Consider the following 24,488-nt stretch of genomic DNA (forward strand, 5'->3'; position numbering starts at 1 on the left):
CGTCTCCGCTTCGCTCGACGTGGCTTGTCCCGTGCATGCCACGAGGAAGCATCGGGGGTGGCAGGAGGGGTTGTCGAGGGTTGTGACAGTGATTTCTCAACCCTTTCTCAAACCGACGTACGAAGTCTCGAACGAGGGGGTCGGGCGTGGTTACGGGCTTACGGGGCTGGTGAGTTGGCGGTCCGGCCCTTATCGTGCGGGCGGCCCGGTGAAGGAGGCGGCATGGCGATGCGCGTTCCTGTCGTGCAGCACAGCGGCCGACGGCGGCGGGAGCGGCGGCGGCGCGCGCTGTGGGCCGGGGGCGAGGCGCTCGTCACCGTCGGGGTCGTCCTCCTGCTCCTCGTCGCCCACCAGTTGTGGTGGACCAACCGGGAGGCGCGGCGGGGGGCCGAGCGGAAGGTGGAGGCGCTGGAACGGGAGTGGGCGGCGGGCGGTGGCGGCGGCGATGACCGGGGCTCCTCCCCTACGGCCCTACCGGCGCCGTCCGGCCGGCAGGGCGCCGGTGCCCGGTTCCGGCGGCCGCCGGCGGCCGCCGCCGGGGCGCCGTCGCGTCCCCGCCGCTCCCAGGCCTACGCCGTCCTCACCGTCCCCCGCCTCGGCCTCCGCGTCCCCGTCGCCGAGGGCGTCGGCAAGCGGGACGTCCTCGACAAGGGGTACGCCGGCCACTACCCCGGCACCCAACAGCCGGGCCAGGCGGGCAACTTCGCGCTCGCCGGGCACCGCAACACCCACGGGGAGCCGTTCCGGCACATCGACCGGCTGCGGCGCGGGGACGTGCTGGAGGTGGAGACACGCGGCGCGGTGTACACGTACGCCGTCGACCGGACGCTGCCGCGGACGTCGGCCCGCGACGGGGGCGTCCTGCGGCCGGTCCCGCGTTCCACGGTCCGCCCCGCCTACGGCTACCCGAGCCCCGGCTACTACATCACCCTCACGACCTGCACCCCGGAGTACACATCTCGGTACCGGCTGGTGGTGTGGGGGACCCTGCTCTCGATGCGACCGCGGGCGTGACGCGCCGCGCGAGATCGCCGCGACGCAGGGCCCGGCCGTGGGGGCCTCGGGTGGGGCCTGTGGGTGCCTTTCAGGCGCAGCCAGTTTGTCCGGGGGTTTCGCAGCAACTGTCGTTCGAGGTGCTCACCCTCGGCACAGTGGCGGTACTGCTACTCCGGGGCGCCGTGGGCGCCGCGGGCGCTGCGGCGGCCCGCCACAGGCGCGGGAACGTCCCCGCCTCGGCCCCGCCCGCCCTGCGTGAGTCGGTGCCCGCCGGGAAGAGCTGACGTACAGTCATTGCCTCTTCAGCCCTGGATCTTTGCCGACCCTTGACCCTTGCCGTACCTGGCGCACAACCCTGCTGCCTATGTCATGGGGTTGGCATGTGCACAGAGTGAAGTACGGGGGACGGGCCGCGTGTCGGACCTGAAGAAGGAAGCCGCGTCCATGCACAAGGCGGCGTCGGGGTTGCGGGCGGTGGGGCATCACACCGCGACGTGGTGAGGGTGGTCAGATCGTGCAATTCCAGGTCTCACAGGAGTATCTGGACAGGATCAGGAGGACCGCGATACCTCAGAAGCAGCCGGATGGGCTCGGGTTCACCGACGCCGAGTGGCGGCAGCTCAAGAAGATCTGCCCTGAGATCTCGGATCCGACCAAGGGGAACGATCTGTACGGGATTCCCAGCGGCCTGCTCCAGGAGTTCCGGGAAGAAGTGGCAAAGTACCCGGGTCGGGTAGTCCAGGAAGGCTGACGGAGAAGCACCGTAATGTTCCATGAGATCGAGGACATCGAGCTGGAGAGGAGCCGGCTGGCGCACCGGCCGGCACCCGAGGAGGCACCTCCCGTCCTGTCGGCCTTCGACGTGCGCACCAACTGCCCCGTAGCGGAGTTCGACGCGAGGCTGCGATCCGTTCTGGCTCCCGCCCTGCAACTGGCGGTCTCCCACTCGTTCGACGAAGGGGAGCTGCCCGTCGACACGCTGCCCGGATGGTTCGTCGCTGCCTCGCAAGGAGCCTCCTTCGAGACGGCCCCCGAACACGTGAGGCGTGGCGTGGAGCGTTATGCCGTCGCGATCGGCGAAGGGCCGTGGCGGCCCCAGGAATGGCTGTACCAGTTCGACCCCGAATCCGAGTTCCGCGGCTGGGCCTGGTTGGACCTGACCCGTTCCGGGGATCGTGAGGCGCGTATCTGGGTGGACACATGGGGCGAGTCCTTCTTCGCCTGTAACGAACTGCGTTGGGCCGCCTACGTCTCCGGCGCCGATGAGGTGTCCGGGCCGACCTTGGTCAGAACCGCCGACTGGCTGGCTGCGATCGAGTCGTGAGCCGCGCGGGGCCCTCGGCCCCGCCTCCAGCAACGTGAACAGGCCCACCGGCAACGTGAACGTGCCCACCAGGACCGCCGACGCCGGGAACGGCAGCCCCCGCCGGTGACCGCAGCCGGCCGTCCCCGGACCGGCGTCAGCGCGGCGACCAGGGACACCTGAGCCAGGCGAAGGCATCGAGAACCGTCACGTACGGCCGAACCGGTCAGGTATAACCGTAGGAGCAGACTGGCCCCGCCCGCATGCATGCGGGCGGGGGACAAGGAGGAGGGGGGACGCCGTGATCGGGAACTGGATGTCGCGGCGGCCCGTCGCCGTTCTGTTGTTGCTGGTGCTCGGCGTCGCCCTGTTCGACACCGGCAGCCTCACCGCCACCGTCGCGCTCGCCGCGACCGCCGCGGCCGGCTCCGCGCTCGCCGCCTGCGCCCTGGTCGCCGCGCGTTCCGCGCCCGCCGTGCCGCCCACCCGGGTGCGTACGGCCATCCGCGACCGCGCCCGCCGTACGGCATTCCTGCCGCAACGCGATCCCGACGCCAAGGGCCGCACCCGGCCCCGGGCGCCCGGGCGTGCCCTCCCGGCGACCACCGCGTAGGGCACCCGCTTCATCCGCAGCGTCCGCCCTCGCGCGGGTCGTCATGCCGCCATGACCCATGTCCCGGCACGACGAGACCCCCCGGAGGGCTCACCCATGTCCGTCTTCGCTGTGTTCGCCACCCTGGTCGAGCACCTCGCCGACCTGCTCCAGCCGCTGCTCGGCGCCTCGGCCGCCGCCGCGGCGATCGTCCTGTTCACCGCACTCGTACGACTGCTCGTCCACCCCCTGTCCCGGGCCGCCGCCCGCGGTCAGCGGGCCCGGGCGCGACTGCAGCCGCGGATCGCCGAGTTGCGCGAGAAGTACGCCGAGGATCCCGAGCGGCTGCAGAAGGCCGTGCTGGAACTGCACGCCGAGGAGAAGGTGTCGCCGCTGTCCGGCTGTCTGCCGGGTCTGCTGCAACTGCCCGCGTTCTTCCTGCTGTACCGCCTGTTCTCCAGCACGACCGTCGGCGGGCGGCCCAACGGACTGCTCTCCCACCGGCTGTTCGCCGCGCCCCTCGGCGACCGCTGGGCCGACGCCCTGTCCGGGGACGGGGTGTTCGGTCCGGCGGGACTCGTGCACCTCGCGCTGTTCGCGGTCGTCGCGGTCGTCTGCCTCTTCGGCTACCTGCTGGCGAAGCGGGCGACGGCCGCGAACTCCGCCGTCACGGCGCCCGTGCGCGGGCCCGAGCAGGAGCGGGTGCCCGGGCTCGGTGCCGTCACGGCGCTCGTGCCGTTCATGTCCTTCTTCACCCTGGTCACCGTGGCGGTCGTACCGCTGGCCGCCGCACTGTACGTGGCGACCAGCGCGGCGTGGGGGACCGCCGAGCGGGCGGTGCTGTACCGGGGAGGCCCGTGGTCGCGGTCCACTACGTGAACGGCTCTTGCCATATTGCACGGCGACCTTGGACGATCGGCCAGTCCTCCGATGACTGTGACCGTCGGCGGGGCACCCGCGACTGAGGGAGATGGAGATCATGAAGCTGCTGCGAGTCGGTGCGGCGGGAGCGGAGCGGCCGGCGCTGCTCGACGCCGAGGGCACCCTGCGGGACCTGACGGGTGTCGTGGCCGACATCGACGGGACGCTGCTCGCCGACGACGCCGCGCTCGGCCGGATCCGCTCCGCCGCCGACGCCGGCGAACTGCCCGCCCTGGACGCGGCGGGGCTGCGGGTCGGGCCGCCGCTGGGGCGGATCGGCAAGATCGTGTGCATCGGGCTGAACTACCACGACCACGCGCGCGAGACCGGGGCCGAGCCGCCCTCTGAGCCCGTCGTCTTCTTCAAGGCGCCGGACACCGTCGTCGGGCCCGAGGACACGGTGCTGGTGCCGCGCGGGTCGGTCAAGACCGACTGGGAGGTCGAGCTGGCGGTCGTCATCGGGCGCACCGCCCGCTACCTGGAGTCGGCGGAGGAGGGGCTCGCCCATGTCGCCGGGTACGCGGTGGCGCACGACGTGTCCGAGCGGGAGTTCCAGATCGAGCGGGGCGGGACCTGGGACAAGGGCAAGAACTGCGAGACGTTCAACCCGCTGGGCCCCTGGCTGGTGACCGCCGACGAGGTGCCCGACCCGCAGAACCTCACGCTCAGGCTGTGGGTCAACGGGGAGCTGAAGCAGCACGGCACGACCGCCGAGCAGATCTTCCCCGTGGGTGAAGTCGTGCGGTACGTCAGCCAGTTCATGACGCTGTATCCCGGTGACGTCATCAACACCGGGACGCCCGCGGGGGTCGCGATGGGCGCGCCCGAGCCGAAGCCGTACCTGCGGGCCGGGGACGTCGTCGAGCTGGAGATCGAGGGGCTGGGGCGGCAGCGGCAGGAACTGAAGAACGCGTAGGCGCTCCGCTGGGTGCCGGGTGCCGGGTGCCGGGTGCTGGGTGCCGGGTGCCGGGATCGCGGGGCTGCGGATCACTGGGGTCGCCGGGGCGGCGGGGGCCGGGGTGCCGGGGTCGCCGGGCGCGCTGGGCGGCGGTCGCCAGGGCGGCGGGGTGCCCGGTCCCTGGGTCGCCAGGGTGGCGAGGGCGGCCGCGTGGTCGGCGCGGCACGGGCAGTCGGGGTGCCGGGGCCAGGTCCGGGGCCAGGTCCGGGGCCGCCGGGTGGGCCGGGCGGCGGGGGGTTTCCGGGAGCCCCGGGCCGCCGATCGGGCGCGGGTCCGGCGGGGGCCGGGCGTGCGCGGCCGATCGGGCGCGGGTCGGCCGGGGTCGGGCGCGGGTCGGGCCGGGGTCGGGCTCGGGCTCGGGTCGGGCCGGGGGCGGTCGTGCGGGTCCCCGGGGGCCTGTGGGCGGTCGGTTCAGGACAGCAGGGAAGCCAGTTCGCGCCATGCCCGGCGGGGCAGCGACTCGCGGGTGCCGCCGTCGACGACCTGCAGGGCGACATGGTCCGCGCCCGCTGCGAAGAACGTGTCGATCCTCGACCGGATCGCCGTCTCGTCGCCCCAGGCGAACACCGCGTCGACCAGACGGTCGCTGCCGCCGTCGGCGAGGTCGGCCTCGGTGAAGCCGTGGCGCAGGAAGTTGCCGGTGTAGTTCGGCAGGGCCAGGTACATGGCCAGGTAGTCGCGGGCCAGCGTCCGGGCCCGGTCCGGGTCCTTCTCCAGGACCACCTTCAGCTCGGGTGCCAGCAGCGGGCCCTCGCCGAGGATCTGGCGGGCGTACGCGGTGTGCTCGGGGGTGACCAGGTACGGGATCGCGCCGGCCGCGCGGTCCCGGGACAGTTCGAGCGTCCTGGGGCCGAGGGCGGCCAGCACCCGGCGCGGGGCGGGCACGCCGGCCTCGTCGAGGGCGTCCAGGTAGGCGACCAGGGACGAGTAGGGGCGGCGGTACTGGTCCGTGAACTGGGCGTGGCTGACTCCCAGGCCCAGCAGGAAGCGGCCGGGGTGGGCCTTCTCCAGCTCGGCGAAGGCCGCCGCGCTGTCCGCCGCCGGATACTGCCAGATGCTCTGGATGCTCGTGCCGACGGTGATCCGCGAGGTCGCCTCGACGAGCGGTACGGCGTGGCGTACGGCAGTGCTGCCGCCCAGCCAGACGGCGCCGTAGCCGAGCTGCTCCAGCTCGGCGGCCGTCTCGGCGAGTTCGCCGCGCCGGGCGGGGTCCTCGGAGCGCAGGCCGATGCTCCAGACGCCGTAGCGTCCGACGGTCGCCTTCGGGCCGGCTGTCGTGTCGCTCATTGCTGCGATCCCTTCGGAAGGTGGTGTGGTCGTCACGTATCCACCTGCAACCGGCCGGCGCGCCCGGCGCATTCCGTCAGCGGTTCAGGAACTCCTCCAGGGCCTCCACCACCAGGCGGTGGTCCTGCAGCTGCGGCAGCCCGCTCACCGTCACCGCGCCGACCACGCCGACCCCCTCGACGTTGACCGGGAAGGAGCCGCCGTGCGCGGCGTAGGTGCCGGGGTCCAGGCGGGAGGACTCCTCGAACGTGGTGCCCTTGGCGCGGAAGCGCGCGCCGACCAGGTAGGAGGAGCTGCCGTAGCGCTCCACCACCCGGCGCTTGCGGGCGATCCAGGCGTCGTTGTCCGGAGTCGAGCCCGGCAGCGCGGCGTGGAAGAGCTGCTGGCCCGCGCGGTGGATGTCCACGGCGACCGGGGCCTGGCGCTCGCGGGCGAGCTCCACCAGCAGCGAACCGAGCGCCCAGGCGTCGTCGTGGGTGAACCGGGTGAAGACCAGCCGGCGTTCCTGCGCCTCCAGCTCCTCCAGGGTCGGCGGGATCTCCGGATGGAACTTGGGCGTGATCCCGGTGCTGGGCGTCACAGCGTCACCGCCACCGAGTCGCGGGCCGACCGGCGGGCCGCCTCCAGTACGTCGAGCGCGGCGGCCGCCTCCAGCGCGGGCACCGGGTTGGCGCCGTCGCCGGCGAGGGCCCTGGCCACGGCCGCGTAGTACGCCGGGTAGTCGCCCGGCAGGCTCGGCTCGGGGCGACCGCCGCCGGTCAGCGGGGACTCGCCGGAACCGACCCGGCCCCACAGCGACTCGGGCTCCGTGCCCCAGCCGGCGGCCGTGCCGGGGCGCCGGCCCTCCCGCAGGGCCGCCTCCTGCGGATCGAGGCCGTACTTGACGTATCCCGCCTTCGAGCCCAGCACCCGGAAACGCGGGCCGAGTTGCGCGGTCGTCGAGGACACGTACAGGTGGGAGCGGACGCCGCTCGCGTGCGTGAGCGCGATGAAGGTGTCGTCGTCCGCCTGCGCGCCCGGACGCCGGACGTCCGTCTCGGCGTACACCTGCGTGGCGGGGCCGAACAGGACGAGGGCCTGGTCGACGACGTGACTGCCGAGGTCGTACAGCAGACCTCCGATCTCTTCCGGGTCGCCGGACTCGCGCCAGCCGCCCTTCGGCTGCGGGCGCCAGCGTTCGAAGCGGGACTCGAAGCGCCATACGTCGCCCAGCTCGCCCTCGGCGAGCAGCTTGCGCAGAGTGAGGAAGTCGTTGTCCCAGCGGCGGTTCTGGAAGACGGACAGGAGCAGGCCGCGCTCCTCGGCGAGCGCGGCGAGCTCACGGGCCTCGGCGCCCGTCCCGGCGAGCGGCTTGTCGACCACGACCGGCAGGCCGGCCTTCAGGGCGGCGGTGGCGAGCGGGACGTGGGTCTTGTTCGGCGACGCGATCACGATCAGGTCCAGCTCGGCGGACCGCCGCTCGAACAGCTCGTCCGCGTCCGTCGCGATGCGTACGTCCGGGAACTCGGCGCGGGCCTGCTCCTGCCGCTCCGGGCGGGAGGTGACGACCGTGTCGAGGACGAGGCCCTCGGTGGCGGCGATCAGCGGGGCGTGGAAGACGGAGCCCGCGAGGCCGTAGCCGACGAGGCCCACGCGCAGCGGGGAGCCGAGGGAGGGGGCGGGGCCGGGGGGTGCAGCAGTCATGCCTCCACTTTCGCAACGCTGTTGCCTAAGTGCAAGCGCGGGGAAACAATGGCGGCGTGGATACGACGAGGAAGGGCGGGGCGGGGGGCCCACGGGGCGTCGGCGCGGCGGCTCCGCGGGGCCTGGGGGCGGCGGCTCCACGGGCCGCGGGGGAGGGGGCCCTGTACGGCGGCGGGGCGGCGGCTTCGGCTTTGCGGGGTCCCGGGGCGACGGGCGGGGCAAACCTGCTCGCCGTGCGCGGCCACAACACCGCGCTCGTCCTCGACCTGCTGCGCAGGGCCGGAGCGGAGGGCATCAGCCGGCTGGAGATCGCCGAGCGCACCGGGCTGACCCCGCAGGCCGTCAGCAAGATCACCGCCCGGCTGCGGGCCGAGCACCTCGTCACGGAGGCCGGGCACCGCGCCTCGACGGGCGGCAAGCCGCGCACGGTGCTGCGGCTGGTGCCGGAGGCGGGACACGCGGTCGGCGTGCACGTGGACCGGGACGAGACACGGGTGGTCCTGGCCGACCTCGCCGGAGGCACGGTGGCCGACCTGCGCACCCCGCTGGACCTGGGCGCCGGGGCGGAGGCCGTGGTGGGACGGGTCACGGGGGAGGTGAAGGCGCTGGTCGAGCGGGTGCTGGGGGAGCGGGTCCTGGGGGAAGGCGGCGGAGACCTGCGGGCAGCCCCGGCGGGACCCCTTCTCGGCGTCGGCGTCGCCCTGCCCGGTCCGCTCGATCACGTCCACGGGGTGCTGCACCGGGTCACGGGGTTCCCCGAGTGGGACGGGTTCCCCCTGCGGGCCGAGCTGGCGCGGCGGCTCGGGGTGCCGGTCGTCGTCGACAAGGACACCAACGCGGCCGCGCTCCGACTCGCCGTCGGCGGCGCGGGGGGCGACGGCGCGGGCGACGGCGCGGGCAACAGTGGCGACCCGGGCGACGGGGAGGGCGGTGGCCGGGCGGTTGGCTCCTTCGCCTACCTGCACGTCGGTACGGGCCTCGGCGCCGGGCTGGTGATCGGCGGTGCCGTGCACCGGGGCGCCCGCACCGGGGCCGGGGAGTTCGGACACCAGGTGGTCCAACTGGACGGGCCGCCCTGCGGCTGCGGCAACCGCGGTTGCGTGGAGGCGCTGTGCCTGGCCGCCGTGGCGCGCGGCGACCTGACGGAGGCGGCGCGCGTGCTGGGCACCGGCGCGGGCAACCTCGTCGCGCTGCTCGACATCGACCTGGTGCTCCTCGGCGGCCGCACCGTCGCCGCCGCTCCCGAGGTCTTCGCCGACGGCGTCGCCGCGGTCCTCGCCGAACGCGCCCGGCGCACCGGGGAGCCGCCGGTGCCGGTACGGATCGCCTCCGGCGGCGTGGCGGAGGGCGCGGCCCAGCTCGTACTGGCGCCCCTGTTCGGACGGACGGACGGCTGAGACGCTGACCGCCTCCGGCGCCGGGCCCGCTTCGGGTGCTCGGTGCCGTGCGGCGCCGTGCGCTGCGGTGCGTTCCGTGCGGTGCGGTGCCGTGCGGTGTGGTGCGTTCCGTGCGGTGTGGTGCGGTGCGTTGCCGTGCGGTGCGTTGCCGTGCGCTGCGGCGCCGTGCCGTGTGGTGCCGTGCGCCGCGGTGCGCCCGGCCGGGCGGCGCAATTTCGCCCCTCTTTCGGGCGTTCGTGGGGGCGGTGGCCGTGTCTCGGTGACCCCTTCCGGCGTGATCATGTGTTCATGCGACTGCGCACGTCCCTGTCCCTCTGTCTCGCAGCATCAGCCGCCCTCCTCCCCGCAGCAGCTTCCGCGTACGCGATCCCCGGCACAGGCCCCGGCCCCGGCCCCACCCCCTCCTGCGACACCGGCCGCGGCTTTCCCCTCACCACCCGAGTCCACGGCGGCCCGGCCGCCTACCAGGCCGGCGGCGGATACGGCACCTGGTTCCTCGACCTCACCAACCGCACCACCCGGACCTGCACGAACATCCACCCGGTCATCGTCCTCGTCGACGAGCGGCGGGCGCTGAAGCCGACGCAGCCCCGGCTGGAGTTCTCCGCCGGCGCCCGGCCGCAGCCGGTCCGCTTCGAGAAGACCGACGAGGACGAACTCGTCGGCGCCTTCGACGACGGCTCCGTGGGATTCACCGTCGGCCCCGGCCGGACCGTCACGGTCGAGGTGCGGCTCGCCCTCGCCGCCGACACCGTGCCGAACGAGATCACCGTCACAGCGGCCGTAGTCCAGCGGCACGACGACGACGGCGACTGGGTCGGGCAGTCCAACGACTACCGCTTCCGCGTCGAGCCCGAACCGGCCCCCACCGCCCCACGCCCCCCATCCCCCCAGCCCACCCCTGCCCACCCCACCGCCCCCCGTCCCACCAGCACCGCCACGGCCAAGGACGCCGCCCCCGACGCCACGGCCAAGGACGCCCCCATCGCCACCGCCACCGCCACCGCCACCTCCACCGGCGTCGGCCCTACCGCCCCCACCAGCCCCGACGCGTCCCCGCCCCTCGCCGACGAACTCGCCCGCACCGGTGTCACCACCCGCACCGGAGCCATGGCCGTCACCGCCGCCCTCCTCGTCGCGGCCGGCGCGCTGCTGCTCGCCCGGAAGCCGCTCGGACGAGCGCTGCGCAGGCCGGGCAGACCGCGGAGGCGCCGCTGAACGGGCCGTCCGCATCCGCGCTCCCGCCGAACCGGGCATTCCCTCAAGATCCGGTCACTGTCTAGGCTGGGCCACCCAGCACCGCGTACACGCGTACACGCGTACGGCAGGAGATCTTGCACATGGCAGACCGCAAGCCCATCGAGTCGTGGCTCACCGACATGGACGGTGTTCTCATCCACGAGGGCGTACCGATCCCCGGCGCCGACGCCTTCCTGAAGAAGCTGCGTGAGTCCGGCAGGCCCTTCCTGGTCCTCACCAACAACTCGATCTACACCCCGCGCGACCTGCACGCCAGGCTGCGCCGCATGGGCCTGGAGGTCCCGGTCGAGTCCATCTGGACCTCCGCGCTGGCCACCGCGCAGTTCCTCGACGACCAGCGGCCGGGCGGCTCGGCGTACGTCATAGGCGAGGCCGGCCTGACCACCGCGCTGCACGACATCGGCTACATCCTCACCGACCACGAGCCCGACTACGTCGTCCTCGGCGAGACCCGCACCTACTCCTTCGAGGCCATGACCAAGGCGGTCCGGCTCATCCAGAACGGTGCCCGCTTCATCGCCACCAACCCCGACGAGACCGGCCCCTCCACCGAGGGCCCGCTGCCCGCGACCGGCGCCGTCGCCGCGCTGATCACCAAGGCGACCGGCAAGCAGCCGTACTTCGCGGGCAAGCCGAACCCGCTGATGATGCGCACCGGTCTCAACGCGATCGGCGCCCACTCCGAGAGCAGCGCGATGATCGGCGACCGCATGGACACCGACGTGCTGGCCGGCATGGAGGCGGGGATGCAGACGTTCCTGGTGCTCACCGGCCTGACCCGGCCCGAGCAGGTGGAGGACTTCCCCTACCGGCCGTCCGAGGTCGTCGACTCCATCGCCGACCTCGTCGAGCGGATCTGAGCCGAGCGGATCCGAGCCGAGCGGATCTGAGCCGAGCGGATCCGAGCCGAGCGGATCCGAGCCGGGCGACCCAGGCGTGTCGATCCGAGCCGAGCGGATCCGAGGGGCGGAAACCTTTCTGAACCCGTACGGAGCAGCCGGGGCCCGCTGAGGATGCGGGACGCGGTGCCGGGGAGGAACCTCCAGGTATCTGGAGGTTCACGATGGGTTCCACGAAAGCCACGCTCGGTGCGGCGGTCTTCGCCGCCGCCGCGGTCGCGCTCGCGCCGTCGGCGTACGCACAGGACGGAGGCGTCTCGGTCAGTCCGTCGTCCCCGGCCCCCGGCGGCGACGTGGCCCTGCGCGTGAGCGGCTGCGCGTCGCGGACCGCCACCGCCCACTCCGCCGCCTTCGTCGCGCAGGCCCGGCTCGCCGGTGCCGGCGGCACGCTCGCCGGCGAGACCCGCGTCCGTTCCTCGATCGGCCCCGGCACCTACGACGTGGAGATCGCCTGCGCGGACGCGGAGGTGAAGGGCAGGATCACGGTCGCCGCCGCGTCGTCCGGCCGGCCCACCGGGCCCGCCTCGCCCGTCGCCCCCGTCCCCGCGGGCGGCGGCGGCACCGCTCGCGTCGCCGCCACGGACGCCCGTCCGGTCGGCCCCGGCACGGTCCACGCGGTGACCGGGCTGGTGCTGGCCTGCGCCGCCGCGGCCGCCGTGGCGGTGCTGGGCGCCCGCTGCGGCCGGGGCAGGGGCTGACCGCCGTGCCGGTCAGGTTCGACCGCGAATGCTCCTCCGGCACCGGACGTCTCTTCATGGGCCTGGCCTGGGTCGTGCTGCTGCTCGGGCTGTGGCTGTGGGGGCGTCAGGTGACCGACGTGGCACAGGGCACGTCCGCGCCGACCACCGGTGACATGGCGGCCGTCGGCCGCCCGCCCGAGGTCCGGCTGCCGCCCGCGGTGCGCCCGCTCGGGGACGCGCTGCCGCAGCGCATCGACATCCCCGGCCTGGGCGTACAGGCACCGGTGGTGGCCCGCGGCCTCGACGCGCGGGGGGCCGTCGACCCACCGCCCTTCGACCAGGCCGGCGCCGTGGGCTGGTACGCGGGCGGCGCCGCGCCGGGGGCGGTCGGTCCGGCGCTGATGGTCGGCCACGTCGACACCGAGACCCGGCCCGCCGTCTTCTACCGGCTGAGCTCACTCCGGCCCGGCCAGACGATCCGGGTGGTGCGCGACGACGGCAGGATCGCGGAATTCACCGTCGACGACGTGCAGGTCCAGGCCCGTGACCAGTTCGACGCCCAACAGGCCTACGGGCCGCGCCGGCCGGGCCGCGCCGAGCTGCGGCTGATCACCTGCGGCGGCACGTTCGACCGGGCGACCCGCACCTACACGGCGAACGTGATCGTCTCGGCGTACCTCACGGGGTCGGCGGGTGAGCCCGTTCGGCCGCACCTGGCCCGGTCGGCGGCTCGCTCCCCCTGAAGCCGCCGACCGGGCCGGTCCTCGACCGCGCGTCCGCCCCGGGCTGCGGGAGTAGCCCGGCGAGGTGCGCGGGAGGTCTCGTGGGCCGGACCAGGACATCGGCCGGCCGGGGTCCGGGACCGCCCGAGAAGACTTTAGAACGGATGAGCGGCTGGGCCCAGAGGGGCGCGACGCCGAGTCCCCGGCCGCTCGCCCTGAGTCATGGGCGCAGGTAGCGGGCCTTCACGGCCCCTCCCACACACCTTCACGACCCCTCCCGCGGACCTCCACGACCTCTCCGTGAGCCCGGCCGAGTCCTTACGACGGCTCCTCTGTGAGTCCTCACCGCGCCCCCGGTCGAGTCCTTCCGGCGCCCCCCGCGAGCCCTCACCCCGATCCCTCACCCCGATCCCTCACCCCGGGCCCTCACCCCGAGCCCTCACCCCGGGCCCTCACCCCGGGCCCTCACCGCGCCCCCGCGAGCCTCATGGCCCCCTCCCCGAACGGGCCCGTCAGATCCGCTCGCAGGGCCGCGTCGTCGACGGTCCGGGCGAGGACGGCGTGCACGACGTCGGCGAGCGGCAGCCGGCGGCGGCGTGCGTACTGCCGCCGCCGCCGCGAACGCCCGGTCGGGGTGGGCGTCCCAGCGTGTTCGGCCAGCATGCCCTTGGCCTGGGACGCGGAGGCCGAGCGGATCCGCAAGATCGCCGAGCAGCCCACCGGGGAGTGGATCGGCCCGGAGAACCCCGAGCAGGAGGCCCGCGGCTGCACCGAGGCCGCCGACAAGGCCGGCCGCACCGCCCTGCTGGTCCTCTACAACATCCCGCCCCTGCACCGGCGGCGCCGAGGACGAGCGCTGGTGCAACCCGCCGGGCCGCGCGCTGGGCGTGCCGCCGACGACGAAGACGGCGGACCCCCTGGTGGACGCCTGCCTGTGGGTCAAACGCCCCGGCGCGTCGGACGGCGAGTGCAAGGGCGGCCCCAAGGCGGGCCAGTGGTGGGCCGCGTACGTGCTGAAGCTCGCGAAGGCCGGCGAGTAAGTGCGTTGTGGCAAACCGGATCTCGTTATCGACAACGGCGTAGGCTTCCCGCGGGTTCGGACGGGCCTGCAGGCGCCGCGTCTGGTGCTGCGGGGTAGCAGCGACCGAAGGGGCAGCGACCGACGAACGCTTCGGTCGCTGCTCGGGAACGGCCTTAAAGGTGGCGGCTGGTGCAGGGGTGCCATGCGCCGCGCCGCCGGATCCGTCCGCCGGCGACGGCGGGCGTCGACGTGGTGCCTGGGTGGTCCTCCGGGAGCGAGGCCGGAGCCGACACGAGCTCGCTGTGCGCCTTCGCGGTGAGTACCTGGTGGAGACGTTCGTCCAACTCCTCGTGCGAGATGAGCCCTTCGGCGAACGCCTCCTGCGGGCGCCGCACGGCCATAGAGCGGTCGCCAGGGGCTGACGGACGGCCGCCTGCGTGCCGGTCCGGTACCGGCTTCGGCCCTCCTCGACGAACGGCCCGGGCGGGGCCGGCCGCCGCGCCGGTCATGGGAACGCGGGCGTGTCCCCACGGAGCGTCTTCTCCAGCCAGTCCGCCCAGCGCAGAACGGAGTCGGCACAGGCGTCGGTCGCGGGGGCCAGCCGGGTGCGTGGGCCGACGACCTGGAGCGCGGCGACGACTTCGCCGCGGAAGTCGCGGACCGGCGCGGCCACGGAGTACAGGCCCGGCTCCGCCTCCTCGTCCACGATCGAGTACCCGCGCGTGCGGGTCGCGGCGAGTCTGCGCCGGAAGTCGTCCAGGTCGACCGGCGTGTTCGGGCCGTGCCGCAGGAACTCGGTGCGGGCGAAGACCGACGCGATCTCCTCGTCGTCGGCGTCGACCAGCAGGGCCTGTCCGCAGTCGCTGCAGTACGCCGGGTACGGGCGGCCGATCCACGAGCCGACCTGCTTGCTGCCCCGCGGCACCCGCTCGGCGATGGTCACGGTCGTGTCACCCGCGAGCACCCCGAGATAGCAGCTCTCGCCGGTTTCGCCGACCATGCCCTCCAGTGCCGTGTGCCCGTCCGTTCGCAGCCGGTGCGCGGTGACGTCGAGTGCGTCGGCGTAGAGCCGCCAGTGCAATGACACCGAGCGGGGCTCGCGCACGGCGAATTCCTCCCGGGCCATGGCGTCGAGGCTGCGGGAGAGCTGGCTGCGGTCGCGGTCCATCTCCCGGGCCAGGTCGGCGACCGAGGTGCCCCGCAGGCCCTCGGCCGTCCGGTGCGCCAGCGCCACCAGTATGTCCAGCCCTCTGCCCATGCTCGACTGCTCCATGGCTCCCTCGGACGCCCTGCGGGCCGCACTCGCTGTGCGGCGTCTTCTCGGTTCGGCTGGCGCGAGCACTCTACTGGGCGACCCAGCCAGGCAAAATTGTGCTTCATTCACATCTTGTCATGCGGTTAATGCACTTCTAGCATCTGACGCATCCCCTCCGCCCCGGGATCTCCGCGGGCGGCCACCCCAGAGCTGCCCCTTCCCGGGGTGTCCGAGAAGGGATCACAGCAGGCATGACCTCGACCATGACGACCCAGCAGCGCACCCACGTCCTGATCCGCCGCCGCTCGGCGCGGGCGCTGAAGGTGTACTGGCCCGTCTCCCCCCAGACACTGGCCCTCGTAGCGGCGGGCAACGTCGAGGTGCTGCGGGCAGACGAGTCCCTGGCCGACCTGCTCCGCATCGTGGAGACGTCGCCGTGCCTCGGAGACTTCGGTCTTTACACCGATGTCTTCGAAGTAGGCATCGGTGCCGAAGGCTTCACCACGGGCCTCGGAGCCGCCCCCACCCTCGGTGAGGTCGGCGAGCAGACCCTCTCCCCGACCCTGACCGTCACCATGTACATCGACGCCTCGGTCGCCGAGGACGAGCTGTCGCACGTCCTGTCCCGGATCGTGGACGCCCACCCGTGGGAGGTCCCGGTCGTCGAGCTCTCCGCCCCCGTCGAACTCGTCACCGGCGGGTAATCCCCGCCAGCTCCACAGCAGTCGAACCGTGCCCACCCCCCAGGGCACGCCCCCCACAGAAGAGTTGGCACCCCCCGCCATGCCCCGCTCCCCACCACAGCTCCCGTGAGGACACGTCATGTCCATCTCCACAACACCGGACGACTCCCCGAGCACCGAGAGATCGCCCCGCCCCGCCCCCGAGCCCCCGAGCGGCGAGCTGCGCCGCTCGATGGGGACCCGCCACCTCGTCATGATCGCGATGGGCGGCGTCATCGGCTCCGGGCTGTTCCTCAGCTCCGGGTACACCATCGCCCAGGCCGGCCCGCTGGGCGCCGTCCTCTCCTACCTGGTCGGCGCGTTCGTCGTCTACCTCGTCATGACCTGCCTGGGCGAACTCGCCGTCGCCTACCCCGTCTCCGGCGCGTTCCACATCTACGCCTCCCGGTCCATCAACCCCGCCACCGGCTTCACCACCGCCTGGCTGTACTGGCTGACCTGGGCCGTCGCGCTGGGCTCGGAGTTCACCGCGTGCGGGCTGCTCATGCAGCGCTGGTTCCCCGGCGTGAGCGTCTGGATATGGTGCGTGATCTTCGCCGCGGTGGTTTTCACCGTCAACGCCATCTCCGCCCGGGTCTTCGGCGAGACCGAGTACTGGTTCTCCCTCATCAAGGTCATCGCCGTGCTCGCGCTCATCGTCCTCGGTGGTGCGGCCGTCGCCGGGTTCCATCCGCTGGCGGACAGCCACCACGCGTTCCCCACCCTGTTCCAGAACTTCCACACCGCGAACGGCCTGTTCCCGCACGGCATGTCGGGAATCCTGGTCACCGTGCTGGCCGCGTTCTACGCGTTCTCCGGCTCCGAGCTCATCGGTGTCGCCGCCGGCGAGACGGACGACCCGACCAGGGCGGTCCCCAAGGCTCTGCGCGTAACGGTCTTCCGGCTGCTCGTCTTCTTCGTCGGCTCGATCACGGTCATCGCCGCGATGATCCCGTACCACAAGGTCGGCCTCGACGAGAGCCCGTTCGTCACCGTCTTCTCCGCCATCGGCATTCCCTATGCCGCGGACATCATGAACTTCGTGATCATCACGGCGCTGCTGTCCGCGGGGAACAGCGGCCTGTACTCCTGCGCCCGCATGCTGTTCTCCCTCGCCGACGAGGGGCACGCCCCCAAGGCCCTGCGTCGCCTGAACAAGCGGCAGATCCCGATGACCGCGCTCGTGGTGAGCATGCTCGGCGGGCTGGCCTCCCTGCTCAGCAGCGTGGTCGCGGCCCAGACGGTCTACCTGGTGCTGGTCTCGATCGCAGGCTTCGCCGCCGTGGCGGTGTGGATGTCCATCGCGGCGTCGCAGTTCTTCCACCGCCGGGCCTTCCTGCGCGACGGCGGAGAGATCGGCTCGCTCGCCTACCGGACGCCGCTCTACCCTGTGGTGCCCGTCGCGGCCTTCGCGCTGTGCCTGGTCGCGCTGGTGGGGGTCGCGATGGACCCCACCCAGGTCGCCGCCCTGTACTTCGGAATCCCGTTCGTCGCGGCCTGCTACCTGTACTTCTTCCTGCGACTCCGTTTCCGGACGCAGGCGGCCACCCGATGAGGCCCACCTGCCTCCTGCTCGACCTGGACGGCACCCTGGTCGACTCGGCCCCGGGCGTCACCGCCGGCGCCGCCGCCGCACTGCGCGGCGTCGGCGCCGCCGTCCCCGACGAGCACACCCTGCGGTCCTTCGTAGGGCCACCGATGTACGAGTCCTTCCGGCGGGTGGTCGGCCTGGACGAGGCGAGCGCCGCCCTGGCGCTGCGGGCCTACCGGGCGCACTACGCCGAGCACGGACTGCTGGACAGCGCGCTGTTCCCCGGGATCCCCGAGACGCTCGACGCGCTCGCGGCCGCCGGCCTGCCGATGGCGGTCGCCACGTCCAAGGTCGAGGACCAGGCCCTGCGGCTCGTGCGCCACTACGGCCTGGACACCCGCCTCGAGGCGGTGTGCGGAATATGCGACCAGGACGGGCGCACCACCAAGCAACAGGTGATCCGCGCATGCCTGGAGCGGCTGCGGGAGCTGGGTGTCGACACCTCCCGGCCGCTCATGGTCGGTGACCGGTCCTACGACGTCACCAGCGCCGCCGCCGAAGGCGTGCCCGCCGTCCACGTGCTGTGGGGATACGGCGGCACGTCGGAGTCGGAGGGTGCCATCGCGTCGGTCGCAGCCCCCGCCGGCCTTGTCGAGCTGCTCACCGGCGTCACAGCCGGACAAGTCAACTGACAGGAGAACGAGTTCATGATCACCAGCGGCGAACCCGGGCTGTGGCCCGCGTTCCGGGAACTGACCGCGAAGACGGCCGGCGTCGACCTCACGCACGGCTTCCATCCGGGACAGCCTCATTTTCCCGCGTTCCCCGACGAGCGGCGCGAGATGGTGTTCGACATGGCACGTGGCGACGGGTTCAACGTCCATCGGTACACGATCGTCGGGCAGTGGGGGACACACGTCGACCCGCCCGTGCACTTCGTGGCCGGGGGGCGGACCCTCGACCGGATCCCGGTCGACGAGATGATCCTGCCGCTGGTGGTGCTCGACATCACCGAGCGCGTCGAAGCCGACCCGGACGCCACCCCCACCGCGGCGGATGTGGCCGCCTGGGAAGAACGCAACGGGAGCATCCCCGCCGGAGCGTTCGTGGCCCTGCGGACCGGGTGGGGCCGGCGCTGGCCCGACAGGGATGCGATGGCCAACAAGGACGCTGCGGGCATCAGCCACGCCCCGGGCTGGTCGGCGGAGGTGCTGCGCTACCTGTTCGAGCAGGCGCAGGTCACCGCGATAGGCCATGAGCAGACCGACACCGACCCCGGCCTCGCCACCTCCGCGGGGGACTTCAGTCTCGAACGGTACGTACTGGAGCGGGACCGCTGGCAGATCGAGCTGATGGCCAACCTCGACCAGGTCCCCGAGGCCGGCGCACTGATCGTGGCCACCTGGCCCAAGCCCCAGGGCGGATCGGGCTTCCCCGCCCGCGTCTTCGCCCTCTGCCCCACCAGCTGAACCCACTGCGAGACCCCGGCGGACACCCCTCTGCCGGGGTCTTCGCCACGCGAGGAACGGACACCGCCGATGGAACGGCCCGGGCATCTCGACGCGATCGACCAGAAGATCATCAATGAGCTCACCCGCAACGCCCGGCTCTCCCACGCCGAACTCGGGCATCGGGTGCTGCTGTCGCGCAACGCCGTGCGGCAGCGGATCGACCGACTGGAACGCCACGGGCACATCCGCGGCTACACCATCGTCCGCGGCGGCGGGGCCGACGACGGCCAGGACACCGCCTCCGCGTTCGTCCTGGTGTACCGGCAGGACCGGATGCGCGGCGGAGACGTCCTGGCCGCACTCAAGAGCATCCCGGAAGTCGTCATCTGCGACGTGCTCAGCGGCGAGTTCGACCTCATGGTGCGCATCGAGGCCGCCTCGCTGGAACGCGTACGGGGCATCTGGGAGCACATCGCCCAGATGCCCGGAGTACGCGACACGGTGACCGCGCTCACCTTGTCGCAGGTGGTCAACCGCCCGCGGTCACCCTCACGTTCAGGGACATGAGCCGCGCCGCGAGGTGCCTGTCCATCAGCCCCTCCTCCGCGACCAGGTCCGCGACCGCCCCGCCTGACGCCAGCGCGCGCTTCGCGATCCGGGCCGCTGCCTCGTAGCCGATGTGCGGGGTCAGCGCGGTCACCGCCGCCACCGAAGCGGTGGCCTGCTGTGCCAGCCGCTGCTCGTTGGCGGTGATGCCGTCCACGCACAGCGTTCGCAGCACCGTGCAACCGTGGGTCAGCCATGCGGCGGTCCGCAGCAGCAGATGTGCGATCAGCGGTTCGAACGCGTTGAGCTGCAGCTGCCCGTTGTCGGCGGCCATGGCGATCGAGACGTCCGCGCCCACGGCGGCGAAGGCGATCTGGTTGACGACCTCGGGGATCACGGGGTTGACCTTGCCCGGCATGATCGACGAACCGGCCTGGCGCGGCGGCAGGTTGATCTCCGCGAAGCCCGCCTGAGGCCCGCTGGAGAGCAGTCGCAGATCGCTGCAGATCTTCGACAGCTTGACCGCGGTGCGCTTGAGGACCCCTGACACCTGCAGGAACACGCCGGTGTCGGAGGTGGCCTCGACCAGGTCGGCGGCCGCGGTCCACTCCAGGCCGGTCAGCTGCCTCAGATGCCGCAGCACGGCATCGGCGTAGCCGGGTTCCGCGGTGACGCCGGTGCCGATCGCGGTCCCGCCCAGGTTGGTCTCGGCCAGCAGCGGGAGGGTCTCGCCGATCCTGGCCACGTCCTCGGCCACGGTGGCCGCGAACGCGTTGAACTCCCGGCCCAAAGTCATCGGCACCGCGTCCTGGAGCTGGGTCCGGCCGACCTTGACGACGTGTCCGAACGCGGCGCCCCGGGCGGCGAACGCGCCGCAGAGCGACTCCAGTTCGCCCGTCAGCTCGCGCAGCGCGGCGCTCACGGCGAGTTTCACGGCGGTCGGGTAGACGTCGTTGGTCGACTGACAGCGGTTGACGTGGTCGAGGGGGGAGATGACGTCGTACCGCCCCCGCTCGAAGGTCATGTGCTCCAGGGCGAGGTTCGCGATCACCTCGTTGGCGTTCATGTTGGTGCTCGTGCCGGCGCCCCCCTGGATGACGTCCACACAGAACTGGTCGTGGTGGCGGCCCGCGGCGATGTCGCGGCAGGCCGCCTCGATGGCCTCCGCCCTGAGCGGCGTGAGCACGCCGATCTCCTTGTTGGCCAGCGCCGCCGCATGCTTGACCTGGGCGAGCGCCACCACGAGGTGGCGATGCGCGCCGACCGGGATCCCGCTGATCGGGAAGTTCTCCAGCGCGCGGGCGGTGTGCACCCCCCAGTACGCGTCGGCGGGGACCGCCAGCTCGCCCAGGGAGTCCCGCTCCGTGCGGAACTCGTCCCGTTCCGTGGCTGTCACCGGCCGGCCGCCGGGTTGACACACACGACCTTGGGCTGCGTCATCTCCTCGTAGGCGAACCGTACGCCTTCCCGGCCCATGCTGCCGTACTTGAACCCGCCGAACGGCATGGCGTCGAACCGGTAGTCCGAGGAGTCGTTGACCATGACCCCGCCCGCTTCCAGCAGGCGGGCCGCGGCCATCGCGTGGTCCAGGCTGGAGGTGAAGACACCCGCGTGGAGACTGAAGTCGATCTCGTTCGCGCGGGCCACCCCCTCCTCGAACGAGTCGACCGCCTCGAGCACCACCAGCGGGGCGAAGGCCTCCTCGCGGTACAGGGCGCTGTCCGCGGGCACGTTCTCCAGCACCGTAGGGGTGTAGAGGCTGCCGTCGATCTCGTTCCCGCACAGCAGCACGGCTCCCCGGGCGAGGGCCGCGTCGGTCTTCGCCTTGGCTGTGAGCGCCGCCGCGGGGGTGATCATGGGGCCGACGTCGGTGCGCTCGTCGCAGGGGTCGCCGGTGCGCAGCCGTGCGGTCTTCGCCACGAACGCGTCGCGGAACTCTGCGTAACGCTCCCGGGCGATCAGGATGCGCTGGGTGCCGATGCAGTTCTGGCCAGCGGCCCAGAACGCGCCGGAGACGCAGGCGTCCACGGCGAGGTCCAGGTCGGCGTCGGCCAGCACCAGCACCGGAGCGTTCCCACCGAGGTCCATGGCGAGTTTCTTCAGCCCGGCCGAGCGCGCGATGGCCTCGCCGGTGGTGAACCCACCGGTGAAGGACACCATGCGCACCTCCGGAGAGGCGACGATCGCGGCACCGAGCTCACGACCGCCGTTGACCACGGTGACCACATCCTGCGGCAGGCCCGCCTCGACGAGGGTGTCGACCATCCGCAGCGCCGACAGCGGGGTGAGCTCGGACGGCTTGAGGACGACGGCGTTGCCACCGGCGACGGCCGGGCCCAGCTTGTGCGCGACCAGGTTCAGAGGATCGTTGTACGGGGTGATCGCGGCGATGATGCCCAGCGGCTCCCGGGTGAACCAGCCCTGGCGCGCCTCGGAACCGGCGTAGGCGTCGAAGGGAATCACCTCGCCCGCGTTGCGGCGCGCCTCCGCGGCGGAGAGCGCCAGGGTGTTCACGGCGCGGGCGGCTTCCTTGCGGGCCTGGACGAGGGTCTTGCCCGCCTCGGCCGTGATCAGCCGGGCGAAGGACTCGGCACGCTGGTCCAGCAGCCGGGCCGCACGTTCCAGAACGGCGGCACGGGCCGCGCGCGACATGGCCGCGGCGGCGGTACGTCCGCGGCGCGCCCGGACCATGACCTCCTCGACAGAGGAGGCGGCGGTGACGCACACCGATCCGATGGTTTCCCCGGTGTAGGGGTTGTGCACGGCCAGGAAGCCCTTGTCGTCGCTGTCGAGGCGGCGGGCCGGGGGCTGGGTGAGCAGGGCTTCAGCCACGGAAGGACTCCTTGGAGAGGTGGTGGGTCCCGGCGGCGCCGTGCCGCTGGTGGATGGCGATGATGTCGGACACGAGCGCGTACGCGGTCTCGGTACGGCCGGCGCCGGGGCCGGAGACGGTCACGGTGCCCAGCAGGTCGGTGTGGAAGGCGACCGCGTTCGTCGGCCCGGAGACGGCCGCGAGCGGGTGGTCGGCCGGCAGCGCGGCCGACACCACCCGCGCGTCGACCGAGCCGTCCTCGCGGCGGGTGGCCTGGCCGACCAGTTTCCACCTGAGGCCCCGCGAGGCGGCGTCGCGCATGTCGGCCGGGGTCAGATGCGAGATCCCGCCGCACCGGACGTCCTCCCGGCGCAGGTCGGCGCCCAGCACCTCGTTGGCCAGGATCATGACCTTGAGCTGGACGTCGTGGCCCTCGACGTCCGCGGTGGGGTCGGCCTCGGCGTAGCCGAGCGCCTGGGCCTCCCTGACCGCCTCGGGAAAGTCCACACCCTCCTCGAGACGGCCCAGGATGTGGTTCGAGGTGCCATTCATGATGCCCTCGACCCCGGTGACGCGCAGACCGGCGAGCAGACGACCGGCGGTCCGCAGGATCGGGGTCCCGCTCAGCACCGATCCCTCGAACTCGAAGCCGACCCCGTGCCGGGCGGCCAGTTCCTTGAGTACCCGGCCGTGCAGCGCGACCGGGCCCTTGTTGGTGGTGCACACGTGCTTTCCCGCTTCGAGGGCCCAGCGCACGTGCGAGAGCGCGGGCTCGCCGTCAGCCGGGTTGGTGAAGGTGGCTTCGACGACGATGTCACCCGGCCCGTCCTGGATCACCTGCTGGTTGCGCGGCTCGCAGCTGCCACCCTCGAGAGTGGAGAAGTCCAGCTCTCCCGGGGCCGTCGCCAGCAGTGCGGCGAGGTCGATGCCATCGGGGCGCACCAGCGAGCCTGCCCTCAGGTCGGTGATGGCCACCACCCGCAGGTCGAAACCGAGTTCGTCCTCCAGTTCGCTGCCGCGCTCGGCTATCAGTTCGGCGAGCGCTCGGTTCACGCCACCGAATCCGATCAGGGCGAGGTCGTATCGGGTCATCGGTCTGTTCCTCTCGTACGGGGACGCGGCTCAGCCTCGCCGCCGCGTGTGTCACCGCCGCCATGCCGATCCGACCGCTCACCATGTCGATGTGCACGGCCCCGCGGCCACTCGTCCTGCGGGCCGCGACGATCAGCTGGCTATAGTGCGGATGTGACAGCGAAGGAACCCAGAACCGGTGCTGCCTCCTCGCTGGCCACGGGCCTGCGGATCATCGACACGGTTGTGGAGAGGGAGACGTCCGGCCGGGCCGGTTTCAACGTCGCCCGGCTCGCCGACGAACTCGGCATCGACCGCAGCAAAGCCTCGCGGATGACTCAGGAACTGTGCGACCGGGGCTTTCTGGAACGCCGTGAGGATTCCACACTGCGCGTCGGCCCGGGATTCTTCTCCCTCGCCCAAGCCCTCCACCAGGGCGTGCTCGGCCGCAGCCGCCCGGTCCTGCGGCGGCTCGCGATCCGGTACGGCGCGAGTGCCCGCCTGTCGGTCCGCGACGGTGCCCTCGTCAGGCTGCTGCGCAGGGAGTCGGCGGCCGGACAGTGGCAGGCCCCGGCCGGCCTGATCACCCCTTGCTGGTGCACCGGGGCGGGACGCGCGCTGCTCATGGACCACACCGAGAAGGAACTCGCGGACCTTCTCGCGGACTACGAGCTGATCGGCGTCGGCGGACCGAACGCGGCGCACTCCGCGCAGGAGCTGATCGCGGCCAACGACCATGACCGGCCCACCGGCATGGTGGCCGCGCACGGCGAGTTCGAGCATGGGATCACCGAGTACGCCGTGCCCGTCCGCGACCGCCGCTCACGCATCTTCGCGGCCATCGCGGTACTCGGCAGGCAACCGGACCTGCAACCCCACGAGGCCGCGATCCGCACCGATCTGACAGCCGCGGCCTCGACTCTCGAGCAGCTCATCGACGCCGGGCCGAGGACTTCGCCTTGATCCGCCGACGTGGCTGAAAGTGATCTCGGGCCGGTTTCTGAGCCGGTTCCGGGTCGGCTGACAGCCACGGGCGTGCTGTATCTGCCCAGCTTTTCCACGGTGCGGTTCCGGTCGGAGGACGTGGAGCAGCTCGTCGAAGACGATTCGGTCGCTGATCCGGCGGCGGTGGCAGCCCAGCGGGTGAGGCCGGCGGGCAGCCGGCGAGCAGTCGCCCGGACACCTGAGACGGGCGGGGGGGCCCCCCGGGTAGGGGGGGGCCCCCCGGCGGCACGCCCCCAAACCCCCACCCCCCGGGTGGGCGGGGCCCCCGCGGCGGGGGCCTCACCCCCCAACCCCCGCGCCGGGGTGGGGGGGGGGGCGGCCGCCGCCCCGGCCGGCCCCCCGCGCCCCGCCGCCTGCGTGAGGATCAGTAGGCGAT

At 72.8% G+C, this 24,488-nt stretch carries 25 protein-coding genes and 1 pseudogene; 18 read left to right on the plus strand and 8 right to left on the minus strand.

Annotated features, from left to right (window positions below; translation table 11 throughout):
• Nucleotides 1-228: 228 nt before the first annotated feature.
• From AB0G63_RS15805 to AB0G63_RS15830, 6 genes are all read left to right on the plus strand, one after another.
• Nucleotides 229-1,014: a class E sortase gene (locus tag AB0G63_RS15805; protein ID WP_360750188.1), complete on the plus strand. Its 786-nt coding sequence runs from the start codon at nt 229-231 to the stop codon at nt 1,012-1,014.
• 496 nt (nt 1,015-1,510) lie between these two features.
• The gene (locus AB0G63_RS15810; protein ID WP_360750138.1) at nt 1,511-1,747 is read left to right on the plus strand and encodes a hypothetical protein; all 237 of its coding nucleotides are present in this window, start codon (nt 1,511-1,513) and stop codon (nt 1,745-1,747) included.
• 15 nt (nt 1,748-1,762) lie between these two features.
• Nucleotides 1,763-2,320, plus strand: a complete 558-nt coding sequence (locus tag AB0G63_RS15815) for a hypothetical protein (RefSeq protein WP_360750140.1) — start codon at nt 1,763-1,765, stop codon at nt 2,318-2,320.
• Nucleotides 2,321-2,600: 280 nt separating this feature from the next.
• Nucleotides 2,601-2,912, plus strand: a complete 312-nt coding sequence (locus AB0G63_RS15820) for a DUF6412 domain-containing protein (RefSeq protein WP_360750142.1) — start codon at nt 2,601-2,603, stop codon at nt 2,910-2,912.
• A 96-nt stretch (nt 2,913-3,008) separates the two neighbouring features.
• Nucleotides 3,009-3,770, plus strand: a complete 762-nt coding sequence (yidC, locus tag AB0G63_RS15825; protein ID WP_360750144.1) for a membrane protein insertase YidC — start codon at nt 3,009-3,011, stop codon at nt 3,768-3,770.
• A 100-nt stretch (nt 3,771-3,870) separates the two neighbouring features.
• Nucleotides 3,871-4,728, plus strand: coding sequence for a fumarylacetoacetate hydrolase family protein (locus tag AB0G63_RS15830; protein ID WP_360750146.1), 858 nt, complete (start codon nt 3,871-3,873; stop codon nt 4,726-4,728).
• A gap of 453 nt (nt 4,729-5,181) precedes the next feature.
• Here the strand turns inward: AB0G63_RS15830 and AB0G63_RS15835 are convergent, their stop codons facing one another.
• The 3 genes from AB0G63_RS15835 to AB0G63_RS15845 all read right to left on the minus strand — a co-directional run bounded on the left by AB0G63_RS15835 (nt 5,182) and on the right by AB0G63_RS15845 (nt 7,740).
• Nucleotides 5,182-6,057 (minus strand): LLM class F420-dependent oxidoreductase, encoded by an 876-nt coding sequence (locus AB0G63_RS15835; protein WP_360750148.1) that lies wholly within the window; start codon nt 6,055-6,057, stop codon nt 5,182-5,184.
• Nucleotides 6,058-6,133: 76 nt separating this feature from the next.
• Entirely contained in the window at nt 6,134-6,637 is a 504-nt protein-coding gene (locus AB0G63_RS15840) for a heme-degrading domain-containing protein (protein WP_360750150.1), read from the minus strand.
• A complete protein-coding gene (locus AB0G63_RS15845; RefSeq protein ID WP_360750152.1) occupies nt 6,634-7,740 on the minus strand; it encodes a Gfo/Idh/MocA family oxidoreductase in 1,107 nt (368 codons plus the stop codon). The genes AB0G63_RS15840 and AB0G63_RS15845 overlap by 4 nt, the downstream gene beginning before the upstream one ends.
• A 161-nt stretch (nt 7,741-7,901) precedes the next feature.
• Between AB0G63_RS15845 and AB0G63_RS15850 the strand changes: the two genes are divergently transcribed.
• The 6 genes and pseudogenes from AB0G63_RS15850 to AB0G63_RS15875 all read left to right on the plus strand — a co-directional run bounded on the left by AB0G63_RS15850 (nt 7,902) and on the right by AB0G63_RS15875 (nt 13,738).
• Complete coding sequence (locus AB0G63_RS15850; protein WP_360750190.1) at nt 7,902-9,137, plus strand: ROK family transcriptional regulator; 1,236 nt, start codon at nt 7,902-7,904, stop codon at nt 9,135-9,137.
• A 288-nt stretch (nt 9,138-9,425) separates the two neighbouring features.
• A complete protein-coding gene (locus tag AB0G63_RS15855) occupies nt 9,426-10,355 on the plus strand; it encodes a hypothetical protein (RefSeq protein WP_360750154.1) in 930 nt (309 codons plus the stop codon).
• Nucleotides 10,356-10,477: 122 nt separating this feature from the next.
• Nucleotides 10,478-11,257, plus strand: coding sequence for an HAD-IIA family hydrolase (locus AB0G63_RS15860; protein WP_360750156.1), 780 nt, complete (start codon nt 10,478-10,480; stop codon nt 11,255-11,257).
• Nucleotides 11,258-11,460: 203 nt separating this feature from the next.
• Complete coding sequence (locus tag AB0G63_RS15865; protein ID WP_360750158.1) at nt 11,461-11,994, plus strand: hypothetical protein; 534 nt, start codon at nt 11,461-11,463, stop codon at nt 11,992-11,994.
• Between the two features lie 56 nt (nt 11,995-12,050).
• A complete protein-coding gene (locus AB0G63_RS15870; protein WP_360750192.1) occupies nt 12,051-12,719 on the plus strand; it encodes a class F sortase in 669 nt (222 codons plus the stop codon).
• Between the two features lie 466 nt (nt 12,720-13,185).
• Nucleotides 13,186-13,738, plus strand: a pseudogene (locus AB0G63_RS15875) (glycoside hydrolase family 6 protein).
• Nucleotides 13,739-13,892: 154 nt separating this feature from the next.
• Here the strand turns inward: AB0G63_RS15875 and AB0G63_RS15880 are convergent.
• Together AB0G63_RS15880 and AB0G63_RS15885 are read right to left on the minus strand one after the other, a co-directional pair.
• Nucleotides 13,893-14,120, minus strand: coding sequence for a DUF1707 domain-containing protein (locus AB0G63_RS15880; RefSeq protein WP_360750160.1), 228 nt, complete (start codon nt 14,118-14,120; stop codon nt 13,893-13,895).
• 104 nt (nt 14,121-14,224) lie between these two features.
• Nucleotides 14,225-14,992 (minus strand): IclR family transcriptional regulator, encoded by a 768-nt coding sequence (locus AB0G63_RS15885; RefSeq protein ID WP_360750162.1) that lies wholly within the window; start codon nt 14,990-14,992, stop codon nt 14,225-14,227.
• 233 nt (nt 14,993-15,225) lie between these two features.
• Between AB0G63_RS15885 and AB0G63_RS15890 the strand changes: the two genes are divergently transcribed.
• The 5 genes from AB0G63_RS15890 (at nt 15,226) to AB0G63_RS15910 (ending at nt 19,245) form a co-directional block, all read left to right on the plus strand.
• Entirely contained in the window at nt 15,226-15,678 is a 453-nt protein-coding gene (locus AB0G63_RS15890; protein WP_360750164.1) for a hypothetical protein, read from the plus strand.
• Nucleotides 15,679-15,796: 118 nt separating this feature from the next.
• On the plus strand, nt 15,797-17,251 hold the full coding sequence (locus AB0G63_RS15895; protein WP_360750166.1) for an amino acid permease: 1,455 nt from the start codon (nt 15,797-15,799) through the stop codon (nt 17,249-17,251).
• The gene (locus AB0G63_RS15900) at nt 17,248-17,919 is read left to right on the plus strand and encodes an HAD hydrolase-like protein (protein WP_360750168.1); all 672 of its coding nucleotides are present in this window, start codon (nt 17,248-17,250) and stop codon (nt 17,917-17,919) included. Before AB0G63_RS15895 ends, AB0G63_RS15900 begins: the two co-directional genes overlap by 4 nt.
• Before the next feature lie 15 nt (nt 17,920-17,934).
• Nucleotides 17,935-18,696, plus strand: coding sequence for a cyclase family protein (locus AB0G63_RS15905; RefSeq protein WP_360750170.1), 762 nt, complete (start codon nt 17,935-17,937; stop codon nt 18,694-18,696).
• A 69-nt stretch (nt 18,697-18,765) separates the two neighbouring features.
• Nucleotides 18,766-19,245, plus strand: a complete 480-nt coding sequence (locus AB0G63_RS15910) for an Lrp/AsnC family transcriptional regulator (RefSeq protein ID WP_360750172.1) — start codon at nt 18,766-18,768, stop codon at nt 19,243-19,245.
• Here AB0G63_RS15910 and AB0G63_RS15915 read toward each other — a convergent pair.
• From AB0G63_RS15915 to AB0G63_RS15925, 3 genes are read right to left on the minus strand one after another with little or no spacing between them, the layout of a single operon-like run.
• On the minus strand, nt 19,208-20,620 hold the full coding sequence (locus AB0G63_RS15915) for an aspartate ammonia-lyase (protein ID WP_360750174.1): 1,413 nt from the start codon (nt 20,618-20,620) through the stop codon (nt 19,208-19,210). The genes AB0G63_RS15910 and AB0G63_RS15915 overlap by 38 nt on opposite strands.
• On the minus strand, nt 20,617-22,056 hold the full coding sequence (locus AB0G63_RS15920) for an aldehyde dehydrogenase family protein (protein ID WP_360750176.1): 1,440 nt from the start codon (nt 22,054-22,056) through the stop codon (nt 20,617-20,619). The genes AB0G63_RS15915 and AB0G63_RS15920 overlap by 4 nt, the downstream gene beginning before the upstream one ends.
• Nucleotides 22,049-23,128 (minus strand): homoserine dehydrogenase, encoded by a 1,080-nt coding sequence (locus AB0G63_RS15925; protein ID WP_360750178.1) that lies wholly within the window; start codon nt 23,126-23,128, stop codon nt 22,049-22,051. Before AB0G63_RS15925 ends, AB0G63_RS15920 begins: the two co-directional genes overlap by 8 nt.
• Nucleotides 23,129-23,281: 153 nt before the next feature.
• Here AB0G63_RS15925 and AB0G63_RS15930 point away from each other — a divergent pair, with 153 nt between their 5' ends.
• Nucleotides 23,282-24,070, plus strand: a complete 789-nt coding sequence (locus tag AB0G63_RS15930; protein ID WP_360750180.1) for an IclR family transcriptional regulator C-terminal domain-containing protein — start codon at nt 23,282-23,284, stop codon at nt 24,068-24,070.
• Nucleotides 24,071-24,488 lie beyond the last annotated feature (418 nt).

This window comes from Streptomyces sp. NPDC020996 (assembly GCF_040641355.1).
GTDB lineage: Bacteria > Actinomycetota > Actinomycetes > Streptomycetales > Streptomycetaceae > Streptomyces.